Source organism: Anaerotruncus colihominis (assembly GCF_010206195.1).
Classification (GTDB): domain Bacteria; phylum Bacillota; class Clostridia; order Oscillospirales; family Ruminococcaceae; genus Anaerotruncus; species Anaerotruncus colihominis_A.
The window spans coordinates 85,470-109,583 of the sequence record NZ_VIQT01000018.1 but is presented as its reverse complement, the minus strand read 5'-3'; the positions used below and the strand labels follow the sequence as shown (position 1 = coordinate 109,583).

The 24,114-nt window shown below is 54.8% G+C and carries 17 protein-coding genes, 1 tRNA gene and 1 pseudogene; 6 read left to right on the top strand and 13 right to left on the bottom strand.

The genetic code is table 11. The features are described from left to right. The first annotated feature begins 104 nt into the window (after positions 1 to 104). Positions 105 to 1,322 carry a hypothetical protein gene (locus FMM72_RS12940; protein WP_160208897.1) on the top strand — a complete coding sequence of 406 codons (1,218 nt, stop codon included), beginning with the start codon at positions 105 to 107 and terminating at the stop codon, positions 1,320 to 1,322. A 360-nt stretch (positions 1,323 to 1,682) separates the two neighbouring features. Continuing rightward, the gene (locus FMM72_RS12935; RefSeq protein WP_162221660.1) at positions 1,683 to 2,933 is read left to right on the top strand and encodes a hypothetical protein; all 1,251 of its coding nucleotides are present in this window, start codon (positions 1,683 to 1,685) and stop codon (positions 2,931 to 2,933) included. 74 nt (positions 2,934 to 3,007) lie between these two features. Here FMM72_RS12935 and FMM72_RS12930 read toward each other — a convergent pair whose 3' ends face one another. The 4 genes from FMM72_RS12930 to FMM72_RS12915 form a co-directional block, all read right to left on the bottom strand. Continuing rightward, positions 3,008 to 5,041, bottom strand: a complete 2,034-nt coding sequence (locus FMM72_RS12930) for a 5'-nucleotidase C-terminal domain-containing protein (RefSeq protein ID WP_162221659.1) — start codon at positions 5,039 to 5,041, stop codon at positions 3,008 to 3,010. A gap of 189 nt (positions 5,042 to 5,230) precedes the next feature. Beyond that, positions 5,231 to 6,592, bottom strand: a complete 1,362-nt coding sequence (locus FMM72_RS12925) for a polysaccharide biosynthesis C-terminal domain-containing protein (protein ID WP_257431476.1) — start codon at positions 6,590 to 6,592, stop codon at positions 5,231 to 5,233. A gap of 86 nt (positions 6,593 to 6,678) precedes the next feature. Then, complete coding sequence (locus FMM72_RS12920; protein ID WP_243157811.1) at positions 6,679 to 7,167, bottom strand: COG2426 family protein; 489 nt, start codon at positions 7,165 to 7,167, stop codon at positions 6,679 to 6,681. Between the two features lie 172 nt (positions 7,168 to 7,339). After that, complete coding sequence (locus FMM72_RS12915; protein WP_162221657.1) at positions 7,340 to 8,212, bottom strand: amidohydrolase family protein; 873 nt, start codon at positions 8,210 to 8,212, stop codon at positions 7,340 to 7,342. Positions 8,213 to 8,440: 228 nt separating this feature from the next. Between FMM72_RS12915 and FMM72_RS12910 the strand changes: the two genes are divergently transcribed. The 4 genes from FMM72_RS12910 to FMM72_RS12895 all read left to right on the top strand — a co-directional run bounded on the left by FMM72_RS12910 (position 8,441) and on the right by FMM72_RS12895 (position 12,547). Then, complete coding sequence (locus FMM72_RS12910) at positions 8,441 to 10,987, top strand: heavy metal translocating P-type ATPase (RefSeq protein WP_162221656.1); 2,547 nt, start codon at positions 8,441 to 8,443, stop codon at positions 10,985 to 10,987. Next, complete coding sequence (locus FMM72_RS12905) at positions 10,987 to 11,250, top strand: metal-sensing transcriptional repressor (protein ID WP_087216459.1); 264 nt, start codon at positions 10,987 to 10,989, stop codon at positions 11,248 to 11,250. Before FMM72_RS12910 ends, FMM72_RS12905 begins: the two co-directional genes overlap by 1 nt. Positions 11,251 to 11,332: 82 nt before the next feature. Next, entirely contained in the window at positions 11,333 to 11,977 is a 645-nt protein-coding gene (locus tag FMM72_RS12900; protein ID WP_162221655.1) for a GNAT family N-acetyltransferase, read from the top strand. Positions 11,978 to 12,121: 144 nt separating this feature from the next. Beyond that, positions 12,122 to 12,547 carry a putative ABC transporter permease gene (locus FMM72_RS12895; RefSeq protein ID WP_160208905.1) on the top strand — a complete coding sequence of 142 codons (426 nt, stop codon included), beginning with the start codon at positions 12,122 to 12,124 and terminating at the stop codon, positions 12,545 to 12,547. 10 nt (positions 12,548 to 12,557) lie between these two features. Here the strand turns inward: FMM72_RS12895 and FMM72_RS17215 are convergent. The 9 genes and pseudogenes from FMM72_RS17215 to FMM72_RS12845 all read right to left on the bottom strand — a co-directional run. Then, a pseudogene (locus tag FMM72_RS17215) lies at positions 12,558 to 14,846 on the bottom strand (DUF4253 domain-containing protein); the annotation flags it as partial. 95 nt (positions 14,847 to 14,941) lie between these two features. Next, positions 14,942 to 15,415, bottom strand: a complete 474-nt coding sequence (locus tag FMM72_RS12880; RefSeq protein WP_160208906.1) for an NAD(P)H-dependent oxidoreductase subunit E — start codon at positions 15,413 to 15,415, stop codon at positions 14,942 to 14,944. A gap of 79 nt (positions 15,416 to 15,494) precedes the next feature. Next, positions 15,495 to 15,571: transfer RNA gene (locus tag FMM72_RS12875), tRNA-Val, on the bottom strand. A 70-nt stretch (positions 15,572 to 15,641) separates the two neighbouring features. Next, the gene (locus FMM72_RS12870) at positions 15,642 to 16,691 is read right to left on the bottom strand and encodes a galactose ABC transporter substrate-binding protein (protein WP_180322927.1); all 1,050 of its coding nucleotides are present in this window, start codon (positions 16,689 to 16,691) and stop codon (positions 15,642 to 15,644) included. A 29-nt stretch (positions 16,692 to 16,720) separates the two neighbouring features. Then, a complete protein-coding gene (locus FMM72_RS12865; RefSeq protein ID WP_160208908.1) occupies positions 16,721 to 17,689 on the bottom strand; it encodes a substrate-binding domain-containing protein in 969 nt (322 codons plus the stop codon). After that, on the bottom strand, positions 17,686 to 19,497 hold the full coding sequence (locus FMM72_RS12860) for a cache domain-containing sensor histidine kinase (protein WP_162221653.1): 1,812 nt from the start codon (positions 19,495 to 19,497) through the stop codon (positions 17,686 to 17,688). The genes FMM72_RS12865 and FMM72_RS12860 overlap by 4 nt, the downstream gene beginning before the upstream one ends. After that, positions 19,490 to 21,088, bottom strand: a complete 1,599-nt coding sequence (locus FMM72_RS12855; protein ID WP_162221652.1) for a response regulator — start codon at positions 21,086 to 21,088, stop codon at positions 19,490 to 19,492. Before FMM72_RS12855 ends, FMM72_RS12860 begins: the two co-directional genes overlap by 8 nt. 137 nt (positions 21,089 to 21,225) lie before the next feature. Then, positions 21,226 to 22,455, bottom strand: coding sequence for a galactose/methyl galactoside ABC transporter permease MglC (gene mglC, locus FMM72_RS12850; protein WP_160208911.1), 1,230 nt, complete (start codon positions 22,453 to 22,455; stop codon positions 21,226 to 21,228). Between the two features lie 23 nt (positions 22,456 to 22,478). Continuing rightward, the gene (locus tag FMM72_RS12845) at positions 22,479 to 23,981 is read right to left on the bottom strand and encodes a sugar ABC transporter ATP-binding protein (RefSeq protein WP_160208912.1); all 1,503 of its coding nucleotides are present in this window, start codon (positions 23,979 to 23,981) and stop codon (positions 22,479 to 22,481) included. Positions 23,982 to 24,114 lie beyond the last annotated feature (133 nt).

Sequence of the window (24,114 nt, the reverse complement as noted above, 5' to 3'; positions counted from 1 at the left end):
CCTCTTGAAAAAAGCTTGTTTTGCAGATATACTAAGACTCGTTCCAAGCGGCTCGGATGCGCCGGGCCGGAGGGCAAAACGATTTTTCAGGAGGAACCCCAATTATGAAAAAAATGCTTGCAGTTATGCTTGCCGCCGCCACCACCATGTCTGTTGGCGTGACAGCTTTTGCGAATGACGAAATCGGCAACGGTACCGCCGTTGTTTCCAGCTATGCCGACCTGCTTCTCGATTCCGGCAATCCGGGCGACACATCGAGCGACGCGGAGGACAACAGCTCCTCGAGCGGTTCTTCTTCCGAAGACGAGTCCATCTCCCTCGAGAACGCGACCGATGTGAAGATCGGYGCTGACGAAGACGGCGTTGTGCTCGGCGACGATATCCTCGAGCCCGGCAAGGAGTACAAGTTCCCGGTCAGCCTGACGGTTGACGGCAAAGACACCAAGATCACAGAGGACCTGATGAACGGCTACAAGTTCAACTATTCCAAGATCTCCTCCAAGGGCATGAGCCGTTTTGAGATCGAGGAGTACAAGGGCCAGTACTACCTGTATGTTGAGGCGCGCGACACTGTTGTGACCAAGCCGGTTGACGTGAAATACAACGTCAAGCTGGTGCGCAAATCGAACAACCTGTCCGTGTTCACGCAGGAAGTCAAGTTCCAGTACGGTTACGAAGAAGCGAACGGCGATTACATCAGCGGCCTGGACAAGGGCGACGTCATTGAGATCAACAATGACCGTCCGGTCATCACTGACACGCAGTTCGACAAAATCGCGAAGATCAATGATTACAAAAACGTCACCCTGGCTGGTAGCGGCTGGGAGTTCACGGTCAACGTGACTGACGAGAGCACCAAGAACATGGTTCACAACAATGCGGGCATCAAAGAGATTCTTGCCAAGTATCCGGATCAGGACTTCAAGTTCTTCTCCTTCCCTGGTAAGCCGTCCTTCGCTGCGACCGGCCGTATGGCGCTCGATGTTGACGATATCGTTGACGATTTCGAGAAGATGTACACCTACCGCTATGCGAACGGCACCATCTACCGCATCAATGCGACCTTTGACGGTGAGGAAAATACGCTGAACTTCCGCACGAACAGGCTCGACAACTTCTTCGTTACGAACAAGTTCATCGAGGATGGCACGGTTGTTTCCAAGGATGACGTGACGGATTCCGACGATACGACGACCGCTCCTGAGGAGAACAAGGGCAACCCGTCCACGGGCGCCAGCGACATGATCAACGCTGCTGTTGCGGCTGCGTTCGCTGGTCTGGCCGGTGTCGGCGCTCTGGCTGCGAAGAAGCGCTCCAAATAAGAATCTGCATCCGCGCAGGGATACCCCCGCGAATGATCAGGATGGGACCGCCGGCCCGGTTGGGCCGGCGGTCCTGTTTATATAGGGATGAAACGGTGAAACAGGGTGTGTCAGGATATTGGAAGGAGAACCTCACAGATGTATCCAAAACCAAATACAACATTCTGGAATTTTGATAAAATGAACAAAATAAAATATCATTTTATCGATACAAATATATATAATAAACAAAAATAATGACAATATGGTAACGAAATCCTGTTGATAAAGCGTATAAAATCCGATATACTGAGTCTCGTTCCAAGCGGTTCGGATACGCCGGACCGAAGGGCAAACCGATTTTTCAGGAGGAACTCAACTATGAAAAAAGTGCTTGCAGTTATGCTTGCGGCCGCCACGACCATGTCGATCGGCGTGACAGCTTTTGCGAATGACGAAATCGGCAACGGTACCGCCGTTGTTTCCAGCTATGCCGACCTGATTCTCGATTCCGGTAATCCGGGCAGCTCCTCAAGCGACGCTTCCAGCGACACCTCGAGCGACAATTCTTCCAGCAGCTCCTCGAGCGATGCCTCGAGCGACAATTCCTCCAGCTCGTCCGAGGATGAGTCCAGCGACGTTTCTCTCGAGAACGCGACTGATGTCAACATCGGCGCTGACGAAGACGGCGTTGTGCTCGGCGACGATATCCTCGAGCCTGGCAAGGAGTACAAGTTCCCGGTCAGCCTGACCGTGGGCGGCAAAGTCGTTAAGATCACGGACAAGCTGATGGATGGCTACAAGTTCAGCTATTCCAAGATCTCTGCCAAGGGCATGAGCCGTTTTGAGATCGAGGAGTACAAGGGCCAGTACTACCTGTACGTTGAGGCGCGCGACACTGTCGGGACCAAGCCGGTTGATGTCAAGTACAACGTCAAGCTGGTGCGCAAATCGAACAACCTGTCCGTGTTCACGCAGGAAGTCAAGTTCCAGTACGGCTATGACGAGGCTGACAGCGATTACATCAACGGCCTCGACGAGGGCGATGTCGTTGAAATCAACAACAACAACCCGGTCATCACCGGCACGATGTTTGATAAGATCGCCAAGCTCAACAACTACAAGAACGTCACCCTGGCCGGCAACGACTGGGAGTTCACGGTCAACGTGACCGATGAAACCACCAAGAACATGGTTCACAACAATGCGGGCATCAAGGCTGTCCTGGCTGCGTACCCGGATCAGGACTTCAAATTCTTCTCCTTCCCTGGTAAGCCGTCCTTCTCGGCGACCGGCCGTATGGCGCTCAACGTTGACGATATCGTTGACGATTTTGAGAAAATGTACACCTACCGCTATGCGAACGGCACCATCTATCGCATCAACGCGACCTTTGATGGCGATGAGAACACCCTGACCTTCCGCACGAACAAGCTCGACAACTTCTTCGTTACGAACAAGTTCATCGAGGATGGCACGGTTGTTTCCAAGGATGACGTGACGGATTCCAACGGTACGACGACCGCTCCTGAGGAGAACAAGAACAACCCGTCCACGGGCGCCAGCGACATGATCAATCGCGCTGTCATGGTTGCGTTCAACGATCTGGCTGAGGATAAGAAGCGCATCTGAATCAAATAAGCGTTTTATAAACAGAGAACCGGCAGGCGTTAGCCTGCCGGTTCTCTGTTTAATCGTATGTAGCGTTAAGCCGCCGGCATAATGAACACCTGGCCTGTTTCAATCAGATTGGGATCGATGATTTGCGCTTTATTCAATTCATAAATTTCCACCCACCGGAATCCATCACCCAATTGGCTTTGCGCGATATTCCACAGACAATCGTTTGTTTTTACTGTGTAATTTTTTCCTGAAGAAGCAGTACCGGCAGAATTGGAACCGGTGGAAACATCCGGCTGCGTATCAGGTCCTGAAGCATTCACAGTTTCGCTTTCGCTGGTATCCAAGGCCGGGAGTTTACCCTCCGCGCGAAGCGCCGGGCCGTTGAGAGAAGCAACATTCGGGGTACGGCCGTCCTCGGAGGTGGGGATTTGAATCTCACCGGACCGGACTTTTTCATAAATCAAATCCTTCTGCGGGTCATCCAGCGGTGCGCCGATGATTTTCCAGTTGTTGTCACAGACTGGCATCAGCGGACCTGAAAGGCCCGCGACATATTCAGTGATCATGTCGCGAACTGCGCCGCCCTCATAGACAACGTCGGATTCCCGGATCAGTCCCGATGAAACGAGGCCACCGTACCGATAGTTATTTAATGCGAGCACCAGAGATTGGTCGTCGCGCAGAGGCTCGCCCTGATAAGTGACGTTGACAATCCGGGAGCCTTCCGGCTTGGAAATATCAATTTCGTAATTGACCCCCGCGAACATGTCGTAGTTGTACATACGGATGTCAGGATTGAAACTGATGGTAACGTCGCCGGGTTGATATTGATTGAAAAAGTTTCCTGCTTGTTGCTCCATGATTTTTTTCAGTTGCGCGCCTGTTACCTTCACCGCGAAGAGCGTATTATCATATTTATATATTTTTACGCTGTCCCGATGTAAAAATGGACCAGCGGTCAGGTTGGAGGAGGCGTCGAACAGAGCGGCGAGAGAGACATCGGCTCCGGACTCTTTCATTTGCACAATATTGACAAGATCTGTGATGGAATTATCCTGTACAATAGCGGCTGGGATTCCAGGAAGGATTTCAACCGGATCCATAAAGGTTTTTCCAACTTCCCCCACTTTTTTGCCAGCGAGATTCTGGCTCTTGGTGTCCAGATCTTTAAATGCAGCTAGGAAAGCAGCGTTGGGGGTGACAGCGGACGCATCCAACAGGGCCGCCTTTGTGGCGGCGTTGTTCACGACCCACTTTCCATCTTTATTTTCAACCTCCAATACCAGCTTACCGACATACTGGCCGTTATTGGCGGGTTCCAGCACTGGAACGCCGGCGATCGTTTCTTCCACTGCCGCATGAGCGTGCCCGATGAGGAGTGCGTCCAGACGGTCGGCATACTTGGCGGCAATCGCTTCCACGCCGGCGCTGCCGTATTCGCCCTCCAGCCCATAATGGATCGCGCCGATGACAATATCCGCCTTGCCCTCCAGCTCGTTCAGGATTTTTCCAGTTTCATCAATCGGATCGGTAAACTTCATATTGTTGTAATGGGTGGGATCGGATTTTTCCCATTGCGGAACGTGCGGAGCGTCAATCCCGAATATGGCGACTTTGACGCCTTTTACATCAAAAATCTGATATGCGCTTTGATACCGTGAACCGTCCGCCTTATAGATGTTTCCTGCCAACGTAACGCCTTCAAATTCCGAGATAGCTTTTTCCAAGCTGCTGAATTCAAAGTTGAACTCATGATTACCCAGAACCCACGCGTCATATTGGAGATAGTTCAGAGCCGCGATCATCGGGTTGGGGACGTCATTGCGGAACTCCTGAATATAATTGGCCTGAAGGCTGTCCCCAGTATCAATCAGGAGCAGGTCAGGATCTGTTTTGCGCTCATTTTCCACAATGGAGGCAACATGCGCCAGGCTGGATTGGGTTTGTGCATTTGAGGCGTAATCAAAAGGATTTACCATGCCATGCAGGTCGCTTGTTTGAAGCACAGTAACTGTAACCTTGCCGCCTGGTTCAAAGGCCAGAACGGCTGCCGATGTGCCGAAGACCATGACGCCAGTCAATACTGCCGCCACAAGTTTTCTGAAAAGCTTTACCATTTGGACATTCCTCCCATTGCCATTTGTCTGATAGACAAAAGTATTACTATTATTATAGCAAGAATTTGGTAAAGCGCAAGAGGTGTTCGGTAATTAAAATTATTTTATTATTTCAAAATATAAATTTTTTAGATATTATGCACAATTGCATCAGATGGACTTAATAGAAATCAGATATCACATTTTGCACTATGCGCGGCGTCTCATCAATAGCCGCTGAACGTTTTGCAGCAGAAGGCGGAAATTGAGCGCGGTCACAACAAGGCACAGCCCAATTTCAGGCAGCAGCCATCCGGTTTCAAACGTCAGCAGAATATAGGTCTGCGCGCCGAGCAGCGCCAGGTTTAAAAGCAGCTTGAATGGATTCCAATGCAGGGGAATAATCCGCCGTGTATCGATGATGCGTACAGTGAATACGACAAGATAACCGGCCAGCGTGGCCACAACACCGCCCTGTACGCCGAAATGGGGAATCAGCGTCATATTGAGGATGATATTGATTCCGGCGCCGAGCGCCGTTGTGACAAGCGTTGCGAGGCTTTTTTTCTCGAGCATATAGATGCTCCCAAGAAAGGATACAAGGCAGGAAAACGATGTGGCCAGCAATAAAACAGGGATGAATCTCCAGGATTCATAGTACTCGCCGTATGCCAATATGCGGTTGATCCATTTGCAGAACAGGATCAGCCCGGACGCGGAAGTGAAGATCAACGCCTGATACGATGCAAATACGTTGCTGAAAAAGCGGGTGCGTCCCTGCCGGTTCTCTGTAAAGGCGGAAAGCTGCCAGGCGTCGGAGAAGATCCCCGCAAGCAGGTTGATGATGGTCGGCACTTTGTACGCGACGGTGAGCAGGCCGTTGGCCCCCTGCCCAAGGTAATGGGCGATAAAAAAGGCGTCGGATGCGTTTGTGATCCACCAGAAGATATTTGTCGGGATCAGCGGCAGCGCATAACGCACCATCGACGCGGCGACCGACCAGTCGCAACCGAAAAAACGGATATATCTGCGCAGGCTGGCGATGGTAAAGAGGAACAACGCCGACAGCAGGTCCGAAAGGATTGTGGCGAGCACATAGCCGGTCATGCCGAGCTTAAATACGACAAGAAAAATCACATTGAATAAAATGACCGTCACCGTGGCCATAACGCCGTCAAAGGCATACAGCCGCACAAGCTGCCGCGCACGCACAAACTGCGAGCAGAGCGACCGCAGGCATGCGGTCAGCACATAGATATAGACAAGATAGGCGTTTCCATCGAGCAGATCAAAGCGCGCAAGCGCGGGGTAGAGCAGCAGGAAAATCAGATAGCCGCTGCCGATCGCCGTCAGCGCGCCGGTGAATACATCGCGCTTATCGTTGGCGCGGTCAAGCCCGAACCGGATGATCGCGTTTGACATGCCGATCGACGCGAGCGGGATGATCAGGTTGGCTGTTTTCACAATCAGGTCGCCTGTGCCCAACTGGTCGGTCGTAAGGACGCGCGTATAAAAGGGGACAAGCAGAAAAACAAGCACCTTCGAGCTGAAGGTGCCGATTGCAAAGACCAGCGTATTGGAGATGAGCTTTTTATACTTGTCCAGGTCGCCGCCTCCCTATGTGTTTGTCGGGATATCCCGCCCGCTTGCGATATTTGTCAGAACAGCTGCAAAAATCCAAGCAGCCCGTAAGCACCCGCCGTCATAATGACGCCGGCAATCAGCACGCCGGTCGTGATCGCCAAAAGCGCGTTTTTCATACGCAGGCCAAGCAGCGCGGCGAGCGCCGCGCCCGACCATGCGCCCGTACCGGGCAGCGGGATACCGACAAACAGGCACAGCCCGATGGTTTCATAGCGCGTGACCTTGTCCGCTTTTGACATCAGCTTCGCCTCATATTTGGCGGTAATGCCGGAAAGCAGGTGCGTCGATTTGAGCCACTTGAACAGCGGCCGTCCAAACAGCAGGATAAAGGGTACTGGCAGCAGATTGCCGATAATCGAGATCAGAAATACGACGGGCCACTCCATACCGAGCGCCGCGCCGAGCGGGATCGAGCCGCGCAGCTCGATCAATGGGATCATGGAGACGATCAGCAGCGCGGCTTCGCGCCCGGCTCCCGAAAAAAAGTCAAAAATTTGCTGCATCAGCTGCTCCATAAAAGTAAACCGTTCCGTCCTTTCCTGTCAAACGCCGCGCCCTGCCGGGCGCAGCTTTTGCCGCTTGGCGTTTTGCGCCAGCGGTTTGTTTTTTCCATTATAGTCAAATTATGCGCAAAAGGCAATCGGATATTGCCGGATGTCGAAAAAAAGAGGGGATTCAAAGCGGCAGCTTTAACAGGCGCGCGGCGTTTTTCCAAAGAATTTTCTCAAGATCGCTGCCAGCCACGCCCACACGGCGCAGCAGCGCCAGCTCATCGGGCGCGGTGCTCCAGGGGCAGTCGGTGCCAAACAACACATGATCAGCACCGCGTTTATACAAAAGCGCGCGGAACGCATCGGGGTCAAGCAGTGGGGCGCTCATGGCCGTATCGAAATAGACGTTGTCCAACCCGCACAGGTGCTTCGAGGCGCCGGTGCAGTCGCCGAGCGCGCCCATGTGGGCAGCGATGATTGTCAGTTCCGGGAACGCGCGCGCCACACGCGCGATCTCCGCGGCGGGCGCGCGGTTGACGCCTGGCGCGACGGGATCGGATCCGGCGTGCAGCAAAAGCGGCAGCCCGTAGTCGCAGACCGCCTGATAGACAGGGAAGTATTGTTCGTCGCCGAACTGAAAATTTTGATACGCCGGATGGAGCTTTACCCCGTACAAACCAGCTTTGGAAATTTCCGCCGCGATAGCGGGTGCGTCCTCGTCAGCGGGATGCAGGCTTCCAAAGCAAAGAAGCTGCGGATGCGCCGCCTGTACACCGGCGGCGAAAGCGTTGATGCGGCGGGCCTGCCCCGGTTTTGTCGCGATATGCAGCACGACGGAATAATCGACGTTCCACCGGCGCATGGCGTCAAGCGCGCCGGCCTGCGTGCCGTCGGTGTAATAGGGAATACCGTGTGCGATTTTGGACAGATGCGGCAGTGTGCGCGGGGCGAGCGAATCGGGGAAGATATGCGTATGAAAATCGATGATCATAAATAACCGGGCCTTTCCTGATGCAAGTTTATCAATAAGCGGCGCACAGGCGGGAACACTGTTCATACAGGCCCGGCCATGGGCAGCTCGACAGCCGGCTTGACGGCGGATGGAAAACAAATAATTGAACAGTCTGTATTATAGCGCATTGGACAACCCTTGTAAACCGGCCGCCTGCTCTGCCGCCGGCAGAGCTTATTCTGTGATCAAATGTCAGAAAAATACTTGACAAAGAGATCGATTGGGTATACAATCTAAACACCCCCTCCCCCCGGGGGTGAAAGGGTGAACAGCATGAAACAAACATTTGATGTAACCGGCATGACATGCTCGGCATGTTCAGCACACGTGGAAAAGAGCGTGGCGAAGGTAGCGGGCGTGCGCTCTGTCACCGTCAATCTTCTCTCCAATAATATGGCGGTCGATTACGATGAAAGCGCCGTCGATGACGCGGCGATCATCACTGCGGTTGAGCACGCTGGCTATGGGGCCTCGGCGCGCACGGCGGCGCAAACGGCGGCGCACAGCGCGCCGCGTGAGGGCGCCGCTCCGATGAAAGATGAAATCAAAAATATGAAACGCCGTTTGATTGTATCGTTTCTGTTTTTGATTCCATTGTTTTACATTTCAATGGGGCATATGATGGGGCTGCCGCTCCCGCATTTCCTTCATGGCAATGCAAACGCGCTTTCGTTTGCGTTCACGCAGCTTCTTTTGACGCTGCCGATCGTTTATGTCAACCGCAAATACTATCAGGTTGGTTATAAAACGTTGCTGCGCGGCGCGCCGAATATGGATTCACTGATCGCAATCGGTTCGACAGCTGCGCTCGTCTACGGCGTCGTGGCGATTTATATGATCGGCTGGGGCCTGGGACACAGCGATATGGACCTTGTTGCACAGTATTCGATGGACCTCTATTTTGAATCGGCCGGTATGATCCTGGCGCTGATCACACTCGGAAAGTTTTTGGAGACGCGATCCAAGGGCAAGACTTCCGAGGCGATCACAAAATTAATGGATCTCGCGCCAAAAACTGCTGTTGTTGAACGCGACGGTGTGGAGATGGAGGTACCTGTCGAACAGGTCGCCGTCGGCGATCTCATCGTTGTGCGTCCCGGCCAAAGCGTCCCGGTCGACGGCGAACTGGTCGAGGGCGGCGCCGCGATCGATGAATCAGCGATCACGGGCGAGAGCATCCCGGTGGAAAAGCACCCGGGCGACCGCGTTGTAGCCGCGACCATCAATAAGACCGGCTGGTTTAAATTCCGCGCCACCAAGGTTGGTGCGGACACGACGCTCGCGCAGATTATCCGGCTGGTGGAGGACGCTGCGAATTCAAAAGCGCCGATTGCTAAGCTTGCTGACCGCGTGAGCGGCGTCTTTGTACCCGTTGTCATCGGGATCGCGGTGCTGGCGGCCATCGTCTGGCTTGTGCTTGGATATTCGGTGGAATTCGCGCTGTCGATCGGGATCGCGGTGCTGGTTATCTCCTGCCCGTGCGCGCTTGGCCTGGCAACACCAGTCGCCATTATGGTCGGTACCGGCAAGGGTGCGGAAAACGGCATCCTGATCAAATCGGCAGAATCGCTTGAGACGCTGCACACGGTCGATACTGTTGTGCTTGACAAAACAGGCACGGTCACGGAGGGACGGCCGCGCGTCACAGATGTGCTGACAGCCTCCGGCCTGACAGAGGAGGGCCTTTTGACGCTTGCCGCTTCGATTGAAAAGCCGTCGGAGCATCCGCTTTCCGGCGCGGTTGTCACCGAGGCCGAGGCGCGCGGCCTGCGTATGGACAGTGTGACCGATTTTAAAGCGGTCGCGGGACAAGGGATCTGCGCGCGTGTCAATGGGGACTTGTATTTTGCGGGAAATCCGCGTATGATGGAGGAGAACGGCATTGATATGGGCGGCTTTCGGGAACAGGGAGAATCCCTGTCGGAGCAGGGGAAAACGCCGCTCTACTTTGCGGATGAGACCCGAGTGATCGGCGTTGTAGCCGTGGCGGACACCGTCAAGCCGACGAGCCGCGCGGCAATCGACGCGTTTAAATCGATGGGCGTTGACGTGGTGATGCTGACCGGCGACAACCGCCGTACTGCCGAGGCGATCCGCCGGACGCTTGGGATCGGGCGCGTCGTGGCCGAAGTGCTGCCGCAGGACAAGGAACGCGAGGTCGCGTCGCTTCAGGAGCAGGGCAAAAAGGTCGCGATGGTCGGCGACGGCATCAACGACGCCCCAGCCCTGACCCGCGCCGATGTCGGCATTGCAATTGGCGCGGGCACGGACGTCGCGATTGAATCGGCCGACGTTGTGCTGATGAAAAGCGACCTGCTCGACGCTGTGACGGCTGTGGAATTGTCGCGCGCCGTCATCCGCAACATCCGCCAGAATCTGTTCTGGGCGTTTTTCTACAACACCATCGGCATCCCTCTGGCAGCCGGCGTGTTCTATTCGCTTCTCGGCTGGAAGCTTAATCCCATGTTCGGCGCGGCAGCGATGAGTTTAAGCTCCGTGTGCGTCGTTTCGAACGCCCTGCGGCTGAAGCTGTTTAAACCGCGCCATGCAGCGGCTTTAAATACAAATAGTAATATCGAAGAAAAAATCAACGAAAAAACGGAGGTACCGGCGATGAAAAAGACAATGGTAATTGAAGGTATGAGCTGCGGGCATTGCTCGGCACGCGTAGAAAAGGCGCTCAACGCGCTCGATGGCGTGGCGGCCAAGGTCGATCTGGAGGCTAAAACGGCTGCGATCGAAACGGAAGGCCGTGTAAGCGACGAACAGCTCCGCGCCGCCGTGACCGACGCGGGCTATGACGTTGTTTCGCTGGGCTGATGCGGGCCGACCGTGAACAGGTCGCGCGCCTGCTGAAAACTGCGCGCGGTCAGATCGACGGGATTCTGCGCATGGTGGAGGAGGATCGGTATTGTATCGACGTATCCAACCAGATTATGGCTGCGGAATCCATTCTAGGGCGCGCCAACCGCGAGGTGCTGCGCGCGCATCTGGAGGGCTGTGTGCGCGAAGCTGTTGACAGCGGCAGCGCGGACGAAAAAATCGGGGAGATCGCGGCGCTGCTTGACAAGCTGGTCCGTTGATTCCTTTTGATCGAATGATACCGTCAACAGACAGGGGCAGACAACGTCTGCCCCTGTCTGTTGGCGCAAAGGAAGATTGTGAATGAATGATCAGATTTTAATTCGAAATGAAAGAGAAACGGATTATCAGAGGGTCGAAGAAATCACAAGGAAAGCGTTTTGGAATTTATATATTCCCGGCTGTGTGGAGCACTATTTGGCGCATGTCATGCGCGGCCACGCGGATTTTTTGCCGGAGCTTGACTTTGTGGTTGAAATCGGCGGACAGGTGATCGGAAACATCATGTATACAAAAGCGAAGCTGATGGATGAGTCCGGGCAGGAAAAAGGAATCCTGACCTTTGGGCCGGTCAGCATTTTGCCGGCGTATCAGCGAAAGGGATACGGAAAACGGATGATGGAGCATTCCTTTGAGCGGGCGGCTGCGCTTGGCTATGATACAATCGTCATCTTTGGCAATCCGGGTAACTATGTGGGACGCGGCTTTAAAAGCTGCAAAAAATACAACATCTGCATGGAGGATGGGACGTTCCCGGCTGCGATGATGGCAAAAGAGCTGAAGCCGGGCGCGCTCGATGGAAGAAAATGGGTCTATCATGGCAGCCCCGCCATGCACATTGACGAGGCGCAGGCACAGCAGTTCGACGCCGCTTTGGAATATATGGAAAAGAAGGAGCAGCCAAGCCAGGAGGAATTTTATATCCTGAGCAGCGCTGTCCTAAAATAAACGTTCCGTTTGAAAGGAAATGCTTCGATCAATAAAAAGGGCTGTGCCGCGATTGCGGCACAGCCCTTTTTACAAGATTCAAGCTGCTTCTTTGTACAACCTGCCCGTGCATATGTTGCTATAGAGCGTCAAAGGGGTGAAAGTATGTACGATCTGCATAAACCAGTGAAGCATATTTTATTATTTTTGACAGGCGGCGCCCTCTACTGCCTGACAGAGCTCGTATGGCGGGGGCATACACACGTTTCAATGGCAGCGCTTGGAGGCTGTTGTTTTCTGTTGATCGGACGAATCAATGAGGACTGTCCAAGCTGCGTCTCCCTGCTTTCCCAAATGGTGCTGTCGGCAGTCATTGTCACGTTGATGGAGCTTGCCGCCGGCCTGGTGCTGAACGTCTGGCTGGGGCTTGGCATTTGGGACTATTCGGATCTGCCGTATAATCTGCTTGGTCAGGTGTGCCTTTTGTATATGAACCTGTGGTTTTTGCTGTCGCTGCCCGCTATCCTGCTAGACGACTGGCTGCGCTGGCGCTGGTTTGACGAGGAGACGCCACATTACCGCCTGCTGTGATATCCCCGCGTCAATCCCACCAGAAATACCAGGCCGCAGAGCGCGAGAGCGTGTCGGCCAGCGTGCCCACCGTAGCGTCCTCCCCACCTTGATCGACCACATCGGGGCAGAAGCCGTACTGCTCCAGCGCCAACTGTATGGCTTGCTCCCGGGGAACAGGGGCGGGCAGGCTGAATTCAAGTTCATCGTGTGTCATTGCAGCGGGAACAGCACCGTGCTGCTTGTACCAATGCTTTGCAATCGCCATCAATTCAGGCGTGTTGGGGCATTCGTTCCATCCGCCAAAGGGCAGATAGGCAAAGACCTCCCACGGATGCCGCGCCGGGATCTTCGCCAGAATCAGCGGCAGCGTTTTGCCTGTGGAATAGGACCAATAGCTTAAAAAGCGGTCATTTTTCTCGCCGCCGCCGATCTCGCCCAGAATCTCAGCCGGCCAATCCATATCGTCGTCCTCGGCTTCCTCCCGGCGCTCCACAATCAATTGGTCAAGGACAGCCTTGCCATCCTCGACCGGCCGGGCAAGGATAGCCTGGCGATACTGGCTCACCCGGATAGGATCAAAGGAAAAACCGTCCGCCCCATCGCTGTCCGGGTCGGAATTCATAATCAGGCATTCCCACAAGGTGTCGTCTACCGTGACCAACACCGGGATGTATCCTTCGCTCTGGCCGCGCCGCCTGGCATAGCCGTAAGCGGCCGTAATCGGGTCGTCGTCCGTCATGGGCGGAAAATACTGGCAGGGGCAGTCGAGATACGCCATCATAGCCTTTGCCAAATCAGACGGTTCGGCGTCCTCTAAAACTTGCCCATTCTGCTGCCAGACCGACCAGCGCCGGCCGATGACGCGGGCCATACCTTGGTAGTAATCTTCGTCAAACGGGACGAACAGATACGCCTCATCCTGGAATTCATCGGAGTGATAGCGCGCTTGGCCAAAGTATGTCAATGCATAATCGTCGATATCCGCGGGGAAATAGGGGGCGCCCCCTTCGCCATAGTAATAATCGGCGAACGCGGCGCCCTGCTCGTTGAAGTAAGAGCGCAACAGCAGCCCATCCAGCACATCGCGCAAAAATTCGCGCAGGAGCACTTTTTCCGGATGCGCCTTGGCCTGTCCGGCAATCATGCCATAGCATTGCAAAAAACCGGCGCTCATCAGATCATGCTCCATGCACCAGCGCAGATAAATGGCCAAATGATTATACGCCGTAATCTCGTCAACAGGCAGATTTTTTTCCTTGATATTTTCCAGATGTGCAATTGCACCATCCATAATAAAGTCCTGTTCCCGCTCATCTCCGAGCGTCTCGGCTGCGCAGGCGTCGGGGCGGTTGGGCTGGGCGGAGTTCCTTTCAAGCTGTTCTGCCAAGGCGGCCTTGGCGCCGTCTGACAGGGAGAGCGCGCCGTCGCGCTCCAGGATCGCGCCCGATCGTTTGCGTTCCTTTAGCCATTCGGCAATAAAACCGGGCGCATAGCCGCCCGTGCTGAAGCCGCTTGCCAATTGGATAATCCGGGGATAAGCGTCAAGAAATTCCGACTGTGTCACACCTGGATGGGCATTTTCATACAACCAGAATTGAATATCATAGAGGACATAGGAAGGTTCATCGCCGTGGAGGGCGAAAAAGCCCTTTTCCTCCACGATTTGGGCCGCAAGGTCGCGAATCCACTGCTTGACCGCATCCGGATCGCCGCTTTTTTGACACAGCTTCAGCAAAAGAGGCGAGAAGGGCGCGCCGAGTACCTTTGTAAGCTCCTCGCTTTTACGCTCGTCCGGGTCCTCTGCATATTCGTCCTCGCTTGCCAAGCCGCGGATAAAATCCTCAAAGCTGTCTGCAAGCGGCGTAATCTGATAGTCGCTCTCCTGATCGATATGTACCACCGCAGGCTCCCCCTGGGGCCCGCAGCCGCGGTAATCCAGAAAGATCATGTCGTGCCCGGCGGAGGGGCAGGTACAGATGGCGACGCCGATTGCGGGGTATTCCCATTCATCAATCATGAACTGGCTGCCCAAACCTCCACACAAGGAGAAGTTTTTGTCCCGTCCAATACCGAAAATACCAGAGATAGCCACATGATCCTCCGCCCAGCTTGTGGGTGTGCCGGTCGGGAAGCAAGTATTTGCAGGGATGCCGCCATTGTGCTGTTTCATCAGCCAGATATAGGACGCGGGCAGCTTGTAGCCCAGCTCCTGTTCAATTTCAGCGATCAGCTGGTCCGTGGGCGGGTCACAGACATACGCCTTGAGCGCATAGTCACAGTCGTCCCAAAATCCGGTAAAATCAAATCCTTCAAAGGGCATGGTCGCGCCTCCTTTTTACTTAAAAGAGAAGCCCCGGACTGCCAAACAGGCAAATTAAAACGGGGCTTTTAACTGGCTAGCGTTTGCCGGCATTACGGATACCGTGCAAGGATGTCCGGCACAAGAGCGGGAGCGACCTGTTTAAACAGGTCGCCGTCGATGCGTGTATTGGGGGCGCTGCCGCATTGCTTGAGGCAATTTTGTGTATCCAGCAGGAAACGGCCATCGTCAGTGACCTGGCCTGCTTTGACGCCAAGCGCCTCCTCGAACGCCTTGAGCACAGCCGCGCCGCCCTTGGCCGCGCAGCGCGGACCTGTACAGACAACAATACGGTGCGCATAGGGCGCGGCGTTCAGTCCGGGCAGGCGTTTCACAAGTGCCGCCACGGCGGCTGGGGCGGTTTTCATGGCGGTGGCGGCGGCAGCCTGCGCGTCTGGCGGTACGCAGCCGCAGAGAGCCTGGATTTCACGCAGCAGCGCGATGAGCAGTTCCTGTCCGCCTGATTCACGGATGGATTCATAGTATGTCAGAAGCTCCTGGAGCTGTTCCTGTTTGAATGGTTTCATGGCGTCCTCCGAGAAAGTCCGAAGAAAAATCCGGAACAGATATATTAAAAAGCGGCATGTTAAAAACATGCCGCTTTTTTGGTGGGAACACGGGGACTCGAACCCTGGACTTCCTGCGTGTGATGCAGGCACTCTAACCAGCTGAGCTATGCTCCCGAGATCAATGCAAATATTATAGCATGTTTTCGGAAGCTTGTAAAGGGGTATTTTTACAAGAAACAGACGTTCAGCCGTATTCCTGCATCACATTGCCGATGGTCACAATCGAATGCGGCGCCCAGACATACTGCCCATCCAGCATGGGTACCGCCTCCTGGGGGTTTGCGCCGGTGGAAAGCGCATAGGCCAGATCGAAAATCGCCTGCGCCTGCCCTTGGGCATCGTTTCGCACCGTGCCAGCCAGAGAACCGTCCTGGATTGCCAAAAGCGCCGGCGGTGTGGCGTCGATGCCGACAATGACAGGAAGCTCAGGGATTTCAGCGGCGCGGTAGGCGTCGATCGCGCCGAGCGCCATGTCGTCGTTGTTGCAGAATACGACCTCAATGCGGTCGCGTAGCTGCGCATCAGTAAGCCATTGCGCCATTTTCGCCGAGGCCTGCGCGCGCTGCCAGTTGGCAGGTTCGCTGGCAAGCTTTTCAATGTCGACGCCGGCGGAAGTCAGCGCGGCAATGCAGCTTTCAGTTCGTAGGGTTGCGTCCTGATGGCCCGGTTCGCCTTCCAGTATGACATATTGGATTCGTCCGTCGCCGTTGCGGTCAACGGACGCAGGATTCTCATCGTAAAGGTCCACGACGATGCGTCCCTGCATACCGCCTGCTTCGCGCGGATCGGAACCGACATAATAGACATTTTGCCACCGCTGCATATCCTCGCCGACCGGCTCGCGGTTGAAAAAGATGACAGGAATATCGGCTGCACGCGCTTTGTCGATGATGACGGAAGCGGCGGTTCGGTCGACTTCATTGACACAGATTGCGTCATACCCCTGCGCCAGAAAACGGTCGACCTGTTCGTTTTGGGTCCCCTGGTTTCCGGTACCATCCAAAATATTGAGCGTAATTTTTACATTGTCCTGCGCTTCGCGCGCCTTGGCACAGTCAAGCAGATTGGAAGCAAGCAGCGAAATAAACGTATCGCTCTGCCGGTAGAGCGTTACGCCAATGCGGATGGGGTCGGGCGCCATGGACTCGGATGGTTTGTCCGCGCAGCCGCCTGGAAGCAGCAGGCAGCAGAACGCGCCGGCAAGCAGCGCCGTGGCTTTGAGACGAGTTTTCATAAACAATGCCTCCTTGCATCTGCGGTTCATCAACGGATAAATGGGAATAACAGCCGCTGCACCTCGGGATCATACATATTAGACCAGTTGACAACCTGGTGCCCAACAATGGTGTCTGATTCCGGGATATGGCCCCGGATGCTGTCAACCGCAGCCTTGACGCCAAGATAGCCAACTGCAAAATCATTTTGCACGACTGTGGCGGTGACAATGTCGTTTTCAATAAACGAGGCAATTTTCCCGGTTGAACCAATTCCAAACAGGTCGAGATAGTGCGCCCGCATATCGCTGACTGCCTGGGCAGTCAGTTCAAGCGCACTTGTATCAAGTGTGACAATCACATCGGTCGTCTTTTTGCCGATGTGTGAGGCAAGCACACGCGACGCTTCAGAGGGATCTCCGTCCGGCAGAGTCCAAACCTCAATTTCGCCGCCGATACGCCCGAGAACATGCATCAGTCCGGCGCGGCGCTGCGCGACGCTGGCGCATTGCAGGCTGCTGTCTACCACAACCAGCCGTTTGCGCGCGTTTCCGCTGGAGATAATTTCCTCACCGAGCTGCAATCCCATTTCATAGTTGTCGGCCGAAATATATGAGGAGACAGACCCGCTGTCAACGCCCGTTTCAATGCAGATGACAGGCGCTTTTTCCGCGGCCCGTTCGACCGGCGCGGCCAGAGCCGCGCTGTCCGCCGCGGACAAAACAATTGCATCCGCGCCGGCGTCAATTTCGCGCTGCAAAAGCGCAATCTGTTCGGTGCTGTTGTTTTCCTCGGACAACGTAATAAAGCTCAAATCGACATTCATTTCACTGGCGGCCTGATCAGCGCCCTGCCGGATGGATTCCCAACTGTCTCCGGCGCGTCCGCGCACAATGACAGAAATCCGGTAAATTTCAGTCGGGGGGTCCTGCCCGAAAGCGTCAAAAGCCAACAGCAAAAAGCCGAGTCCAAACATACAGAACAGAAGCAGGAAAGCAAGCGCCCTGCGCTTTGTCATACGGCCCCCTCCTTTAATGGCTGCGCGCCGCCATACGCAAACTGAGGCAGACACACACGGATTGTTGTACCAACATCCGGTTCGCTGATGACCGTCAGGCCATATGGTTCGCCGTAATACAGGCGGATGCGCTGGTGTACATTGCGAAGCCCGATACCGGAGCCTTTGGAGGGCACCCGCGTCTCGTCGGTCAGCAGCGTGGCACATACATCAGCGGGAATGCCGCAGCCGTTGTCTGTGACATCGATGATTAGGTCACCATCCGCCAGATAGGCGCGCACGCAGATCTCCCCATCCCCGTCGGCAAATTCCATGCCATGATAGATCGCGTTTTCCAAAAGCGGTTGAATGATCAGCTTGATGGTCGAAAGTCCAAGCGTTTCCGGCTGGGCATCGACCGATACAGTGAATTTGTTTTTATAGCGCATGGTCTGGATGGTCAGATAGTTGCGTGCATGCCCAAGCTCGTCTGAAACCGATATGATTGTTTTGCCCTTGGACAGGCTGATCCGAAACAGGCGCGCCAGCGCTGTAACCATTGTGACGGCTTCGGGATAACGCTCATTCTCAATCATCCAAACGATGGAATCAAGCGTATTGTAGAGAAAATGCGGGTTGATCTGGCTTTGCAGCGCATCGAATTCGCTTTTGCGCTTCGATTCCTGCTCGGCCACAATATCGTCCATCAGCCTGCGCATCTGAGCGACCATTGTGCGGATCGTCTTGCCGAGATGCGCTATCTCGTAGGAACCGCCGACTGCAATTTCCGTATCCCAATTGCCGCCCTCCAATCCCTTTACGGAGCGTTCCAGACGCTTGATCGGGTTGGCGATGCGCGAGGATATAAACAGATTGACAAAGATCATCAGGAAGATGGTAAACAGAATGATGAACACAGCGAAGGTGCGGATGGCGTAGGAGTCGGATACTGCGTCCTGCATCGGTGTGACACCGACAATCTTCCAGCCAGTGTAACCAACCGTTTTGATGGTGACAATCCGTTCCTGACCGTCGAAGGTTTCCACATGGCTGCCATCGTCATAGCCGACGGCGGCACGGTTATTTTCGGAAAGAAGATCGGAGTAAAGAAGCTGCTGGCGCGGGTGGTAAATGATCTCGCCGGCGCTGTCAACGAGATAGACATAACCGGAGCCGCCCAGGTTGACATTTTTAAAGAGCTGCTCGATACCGGAATAATTCATATCCACAAGCAAAACGCCTCGTGTCACGGCGCCGGCGCGCGTCAGCTCGACAGCGCGCGAAAGAGAAACGACCCACCGGTAATTGTAACCCGGATCGATGAACAGGTTCTGCACGTGCGGCGTGGAGAAATGAAGGTTTTCAATCCGGTCTATGGCACGGATAAACCATTCCTGTTCAGGGGGATCGACCGTCGGCTTGAGCATGGAGACAGGCGCAGCGCCGATAAGCGAGCCGTCTTCCCCAACCACGACAATGCTGACAAGCAGGTCGCGGTTCGTCTCATAGAGCAGATCCATCTGCTGGTGGATCGATTCATCGGCGAGATCGGCGTTTTTGATCACACGGTAGTACATCGCATCCGATGCGCGCATCATATTGCGCAGGTAGACATCAAGGTTGATATTGACCTGATCGATCACGCGCTTGTTTTCCTCGCGGACCATCGCCTCAGTGGAGGCGGCGAACCGCAGGTACAGCGCAAAGCCGAGAAAGAGCATTCCGGCCATTGCCGCGATGGAGAAGGAAAGCGAGATCATGAACTGAATGCTGCGCCGGCGGTAATAATTGGTTGCGCGTGCCAGCCATCCTCCCGCCGCCTTACGCATGAACGGCGTCCCGGCTGCCGCGGTATTTTGTTGGCGACATGCCAAACTGCTTTTTAAAAACATAGCTGAAATAATTCGGTTCGGTATAGCCGATCTTCAACGAGATTTCATATGTTTTATCTTCAGTTGTGGAGAGCAGTTTGACCGCTTCATCCATGCGTACATTTGTCAGCCAGGCTACAAAGCTCATGCCGGTTTCCTTTTTAAAGAGTGTTGAAAAGTAGGCGGGGGAGACGTGCAGATGGCCACAGAGCATTTCGACCGAAATATCGGGATCGCTGAAATGCTCCGCAATGAACTGCTTGGCGCCTTCTGCGATGCCGCGCGTCGAATTTGAACGCTCACGGCGGATCAGTTCGCTGATGCGCAGGCACAATTCGGATAAACGCGCCTTTAATTCGTCAAGCGAGTCGAAAGCCTCCAGCCGCAGGCTGGCGGCGAAATCGGGGCCGAACACATCGGCCGTATCAAGCTGATAGGCGCGTGCCAGACGGACAAGCTCCGCAGTCAGTTCCATCAGATAGAGCTGATATTGCCCGATAGGCAGGCGCGTTTCATAAAAGCGCCCGACGAACCGGTCGATCGACTGACGGATTGTGTCAGGCGCGCCAAGCTTAATCGCCGAAAGCAGCTCCCGTTTGTCCTGCTCGTCGAAAGGTATCTGCGCAGCGGCGTCCGGCTCAATATCGTCTATGTAGATGGCGCGGCCTGTGCCGACAAGCACGCGGTAGTCAAGCGCGCCGCGCGCGCCATCCATACTGTAATGAAGATCAAAAAGCGTATCGCACACGGTCCCTACACCGACTGTCAGCGTCAATTGTAAAAAACGGCGTGCCAGCTTGCACGCCTGGTCCAGGCTGCTGATGAATTCCAGGACGCCGCCCGGATCGTCAAATCCGGCGATCACGGCGACAGAGCCGTTATACAGTTCTGTAATCCCCCTGAAATGACGGCCGAGCGCCTCCTCCATCAACTGCTTGACCGAGAACTGGAGCAGCTCCCGCTGACGGATCGGCGCGTCCTCGGGAATATCCGATTCAAATCCGGCCAGCGCAGCCGCGAACTGTGTTCCAACAAGCTGCACACCGTACAGAGCGGCCTGCTCGGCAATCTGCCCGCGCGGAATGCGCCCGTCAAGCAGGCCGGCCACAAACTGCCCGCGCAGCGCGGGCAGGCTTCGCTCGTAGTACGAGCGAAGCCGTTCAATATCACGCTTTTCAGCAAATTCCGCGTCAAGCTGCCCGCGCAGTTTTTGCAGCACTTCGGTCAGCTCGGCGGCGCTTACGGGTTTTAGAATATATTCGGCCGCGCCGATCTGAATGGCCTTTTGCGCGTATTCAAAATCGTCAAAGCCCGAAAAGAACACAAGCTTGACGCCGGGGAAGCGTTCGGTCAGATGGCGTCCAAGCGTCAGGCCGTCCATAAACGGCATCTTGATGTCAGTCATGACAACGTCGGGATGCAGCGATTCGGCAAGCTCCAGAGCTTCCTGGCCGTTTTCGGCCGAGCCGACAAATGTAAAGCCGCTGCCGGCCCAGTCGATTTTACGCTGAATGCCGTCGCGGATTTCCGCTTCGTCGTCGACAAGCATAATGCTGTACAGAAAGACCCCTCCTTGTATACTGAATCAATTTGACATCATAACATCGATGGTATTATAGCACTTTTCCACAAAAAAGAAAAGGGCTGGTTTTTTATAAAACCAGCCCTTTTGTATCATTTGTTTGGTTATTTCTTCCTGTACTTCGCCAGATCGATCGCAACCGCGACCGCAATGATGATACCCTTGATGACCTGCTGCCACATCGGGGAGACATTGATGAACTGAAGCCCGTACTGGATGACGGTGAAGATCAGAACGCCGGAGAGGATGCCGCCGACCTTACCGATACCGCCGTTGAGCGAAACACCGCCGACGACGCATGCGGCGATCGCGTCAAGCTCATAACCGTTGCCGTAGTTGTTTGTCGCGCCCGCAGTCCTCGCACCTTCCAGAACGCCCGCGAAGCCGTACAGACCGCCGGCCAGAATGAAGATGCCCATGGTGGTGCGGAATACGTTGACGCCGGAGACGACCGCAGCTTCGCGGTTGCCGCCGATGGCGTAGACATTTTTACCGAACACCGTCTTGTTGAGGACAAACCAGATTGCGACCAGAACAACCAGCGCGATCGGGACAAGGATGGAGATGCCGGGGAACTTGGTGCCAAACGCTTTGGCGCCGATTTTAAACTGGCCAAGCAAGGCGAAGTCGTCGCGCACGCCGCCGATGGGCTGCGAGTTGTTGGGGGGCATGTCGAAGTAGAGCGAACACGCGCCGTAGATGATAACCTGTGTAGCCAGCGTTGCGATGAACGGATGCATATCGTATTTGGCGACAAGGAACCCATTAAGCCCGCCGAACATCATGCAGGCGAGGATGGACAGCGCGACCGGCAGGATGATCGGGACCTGCGGCAGGTCCGGGAAAAAGCGGTTTGCATAGGTAGCTGTCTGGAGCATGGAGCAGGAGATGACCGACGCCAGACCGACCATACGTCCGGCCGAGAGGTCCGTACCTGCGATCAGCAGCGTAAAGCAGATGCCAAGCGCGATGATCAGCTTGGTGGACGACTGTGTCAGGATATCGAGCACAACGCGCACCTGCATGAATTTGCGCTCTTTGATACAGATAATCACGACGAGCACAAGCAGCGCGAGAATGATCGCGTTGTTTGTCAAAAACGTTTTCGCCGTTTTCGAGGAGATGGTCACATCGCCGAGGGAGTCGCGGCGCATATACTGCGACAAAGCATAGAAGGCGACGATGACGCCAATGCCGATAACGATAACCGGCAGGTCGTAAATTGCCTTGATATTGGCAATTGTCAGCACAATGCCGAGCACGACCAGGACAGCGGCCACAATGAAGAAATAGACCGCATAGGTAGCGCGGGAGATCGTGTTGCCTTTTTGCATACCTGGTACCTCACTTTCCGAACTCATTTCATGAACTGCGTTGCAAGCCGCATGACCTCAACCTGGTCGAACTGGTCCTTTTCAAGGAACCCGGAAACCTTACCCTCGCACATGACCATGACGCGGTCCGACATGCCGAGCAGTTCGGGCATTTCGGAGGAAATCATGATGATGCTTTTGCCGGCTTTGACCAGTTCAAGCATGATCATGTAGATTTCATATTTCGCGCCTACGTCGATGCCGCGGGTCGGTTCGTCCAGGATCAGGATATCCGGTTCGGTGAGCAGCCAGCGCGCGATCAGGACTTTCTGCTGATTGCCGCCGGAGAGGTTCTGCATAAGCGCCTCAAGGGTGGGCGTCTTTACATTGAGCTGTTTATCAGCGTCGTGTGCCGCCTGATAGCGTTTCTTCTGGTTGAGAACGCCGTGATTGGCGTAGTTTTTCTGGCTCGCGATCACTGTGTTGTCGAGTACGGACAAACAGCCGAATACGCCAGTCGCGCGGCGCTCCTCTGTGAGCAGCGCAATTTTCAACCTCTTGGCGTCGCGCACATTTTTGACGATAGCCGGCTTGCCCTCCTTTTCCACGATGCCGGAAGCGATCGCGCGCAGCCCGAACAGCGCCTCGACCAGCTCGGTGCGCTGTGCGCCGACAAGCCCGCCGATACCGAGAATCTCGCCGCGGTGCAGATGGAAGCTGACGTTCTGGAATGATTTGGGCAGCGGGGAACACAGATCCTTCACGCGCAGGACCGTCTCACGCGGCGGCATCGGGAAATCACGTACCGGGAAACGGTTTGTCATGTCGCGTCCAACCATGCGGTTGATGATCAGATCGGTCGTCAGCTCACTGGCGGGCCAGGTACCGACATACTGGCCGTCGCGCATGATGGTCACTTCATCGGAGATACGCAGGATTTCCTCCATCTTGTGCGAGATGTAGATGATCGAACGTCCCTCGCTGCGAAGCTGATTGATGATCTTGAACAGATGTTCCGTTTCATTATCTGTAAGGGATGAGGTAGGCTCATCCATGATAATTATCTTCGAATTATAGCTGACGGCGCGCGCGATCTCCACAAGCTGGAGCGTCGACGCGGAAAGCTCGCCGGCGATTGTTTCAGGGTTGATATCCAGGTCGACCTTTTCAAACAGTTCCTTTGTCATGCGGATCATGGCCCTGCGGTCGACCGCGATGCCCTTCATCGGAAAACGGCCAAGCCAGATGTTTTCCATAACGGGCCTGAATCGGATGGGGTGCAGCTCCTGATGAATCATGGAGACGCCCAGATCGAGCGCCTGCTTGGAGGTGTTGATGATTTCACGTTTTCCGTCCAGAATAATTTCGCCGCTGTCCTCATGATAAATACCAAACAGGCATTTCATCAATGTGGACTTTCCGGCGCCGTTTTCGCCCATGAGGGCGTGCACGGTACCTGGCCGTACCTTTAAGGTGACGCCGTCCAAGGCTGTGACGCCTGGAAATGTTTTGACGATATTGTTCATTTCCAGCATATATTCGCCCATACAGTCCTCCTCCTTCTATCTTAAAATCACGCGGCAAAACGCCGCGCGCCGCAAAACCGGCCGCCCAAAAACCGGTGAAAAAAGGCGGCGGAGACTGCGGAAAGCGCCTGCTGTTCCGCGTTCCCCGCCGCCT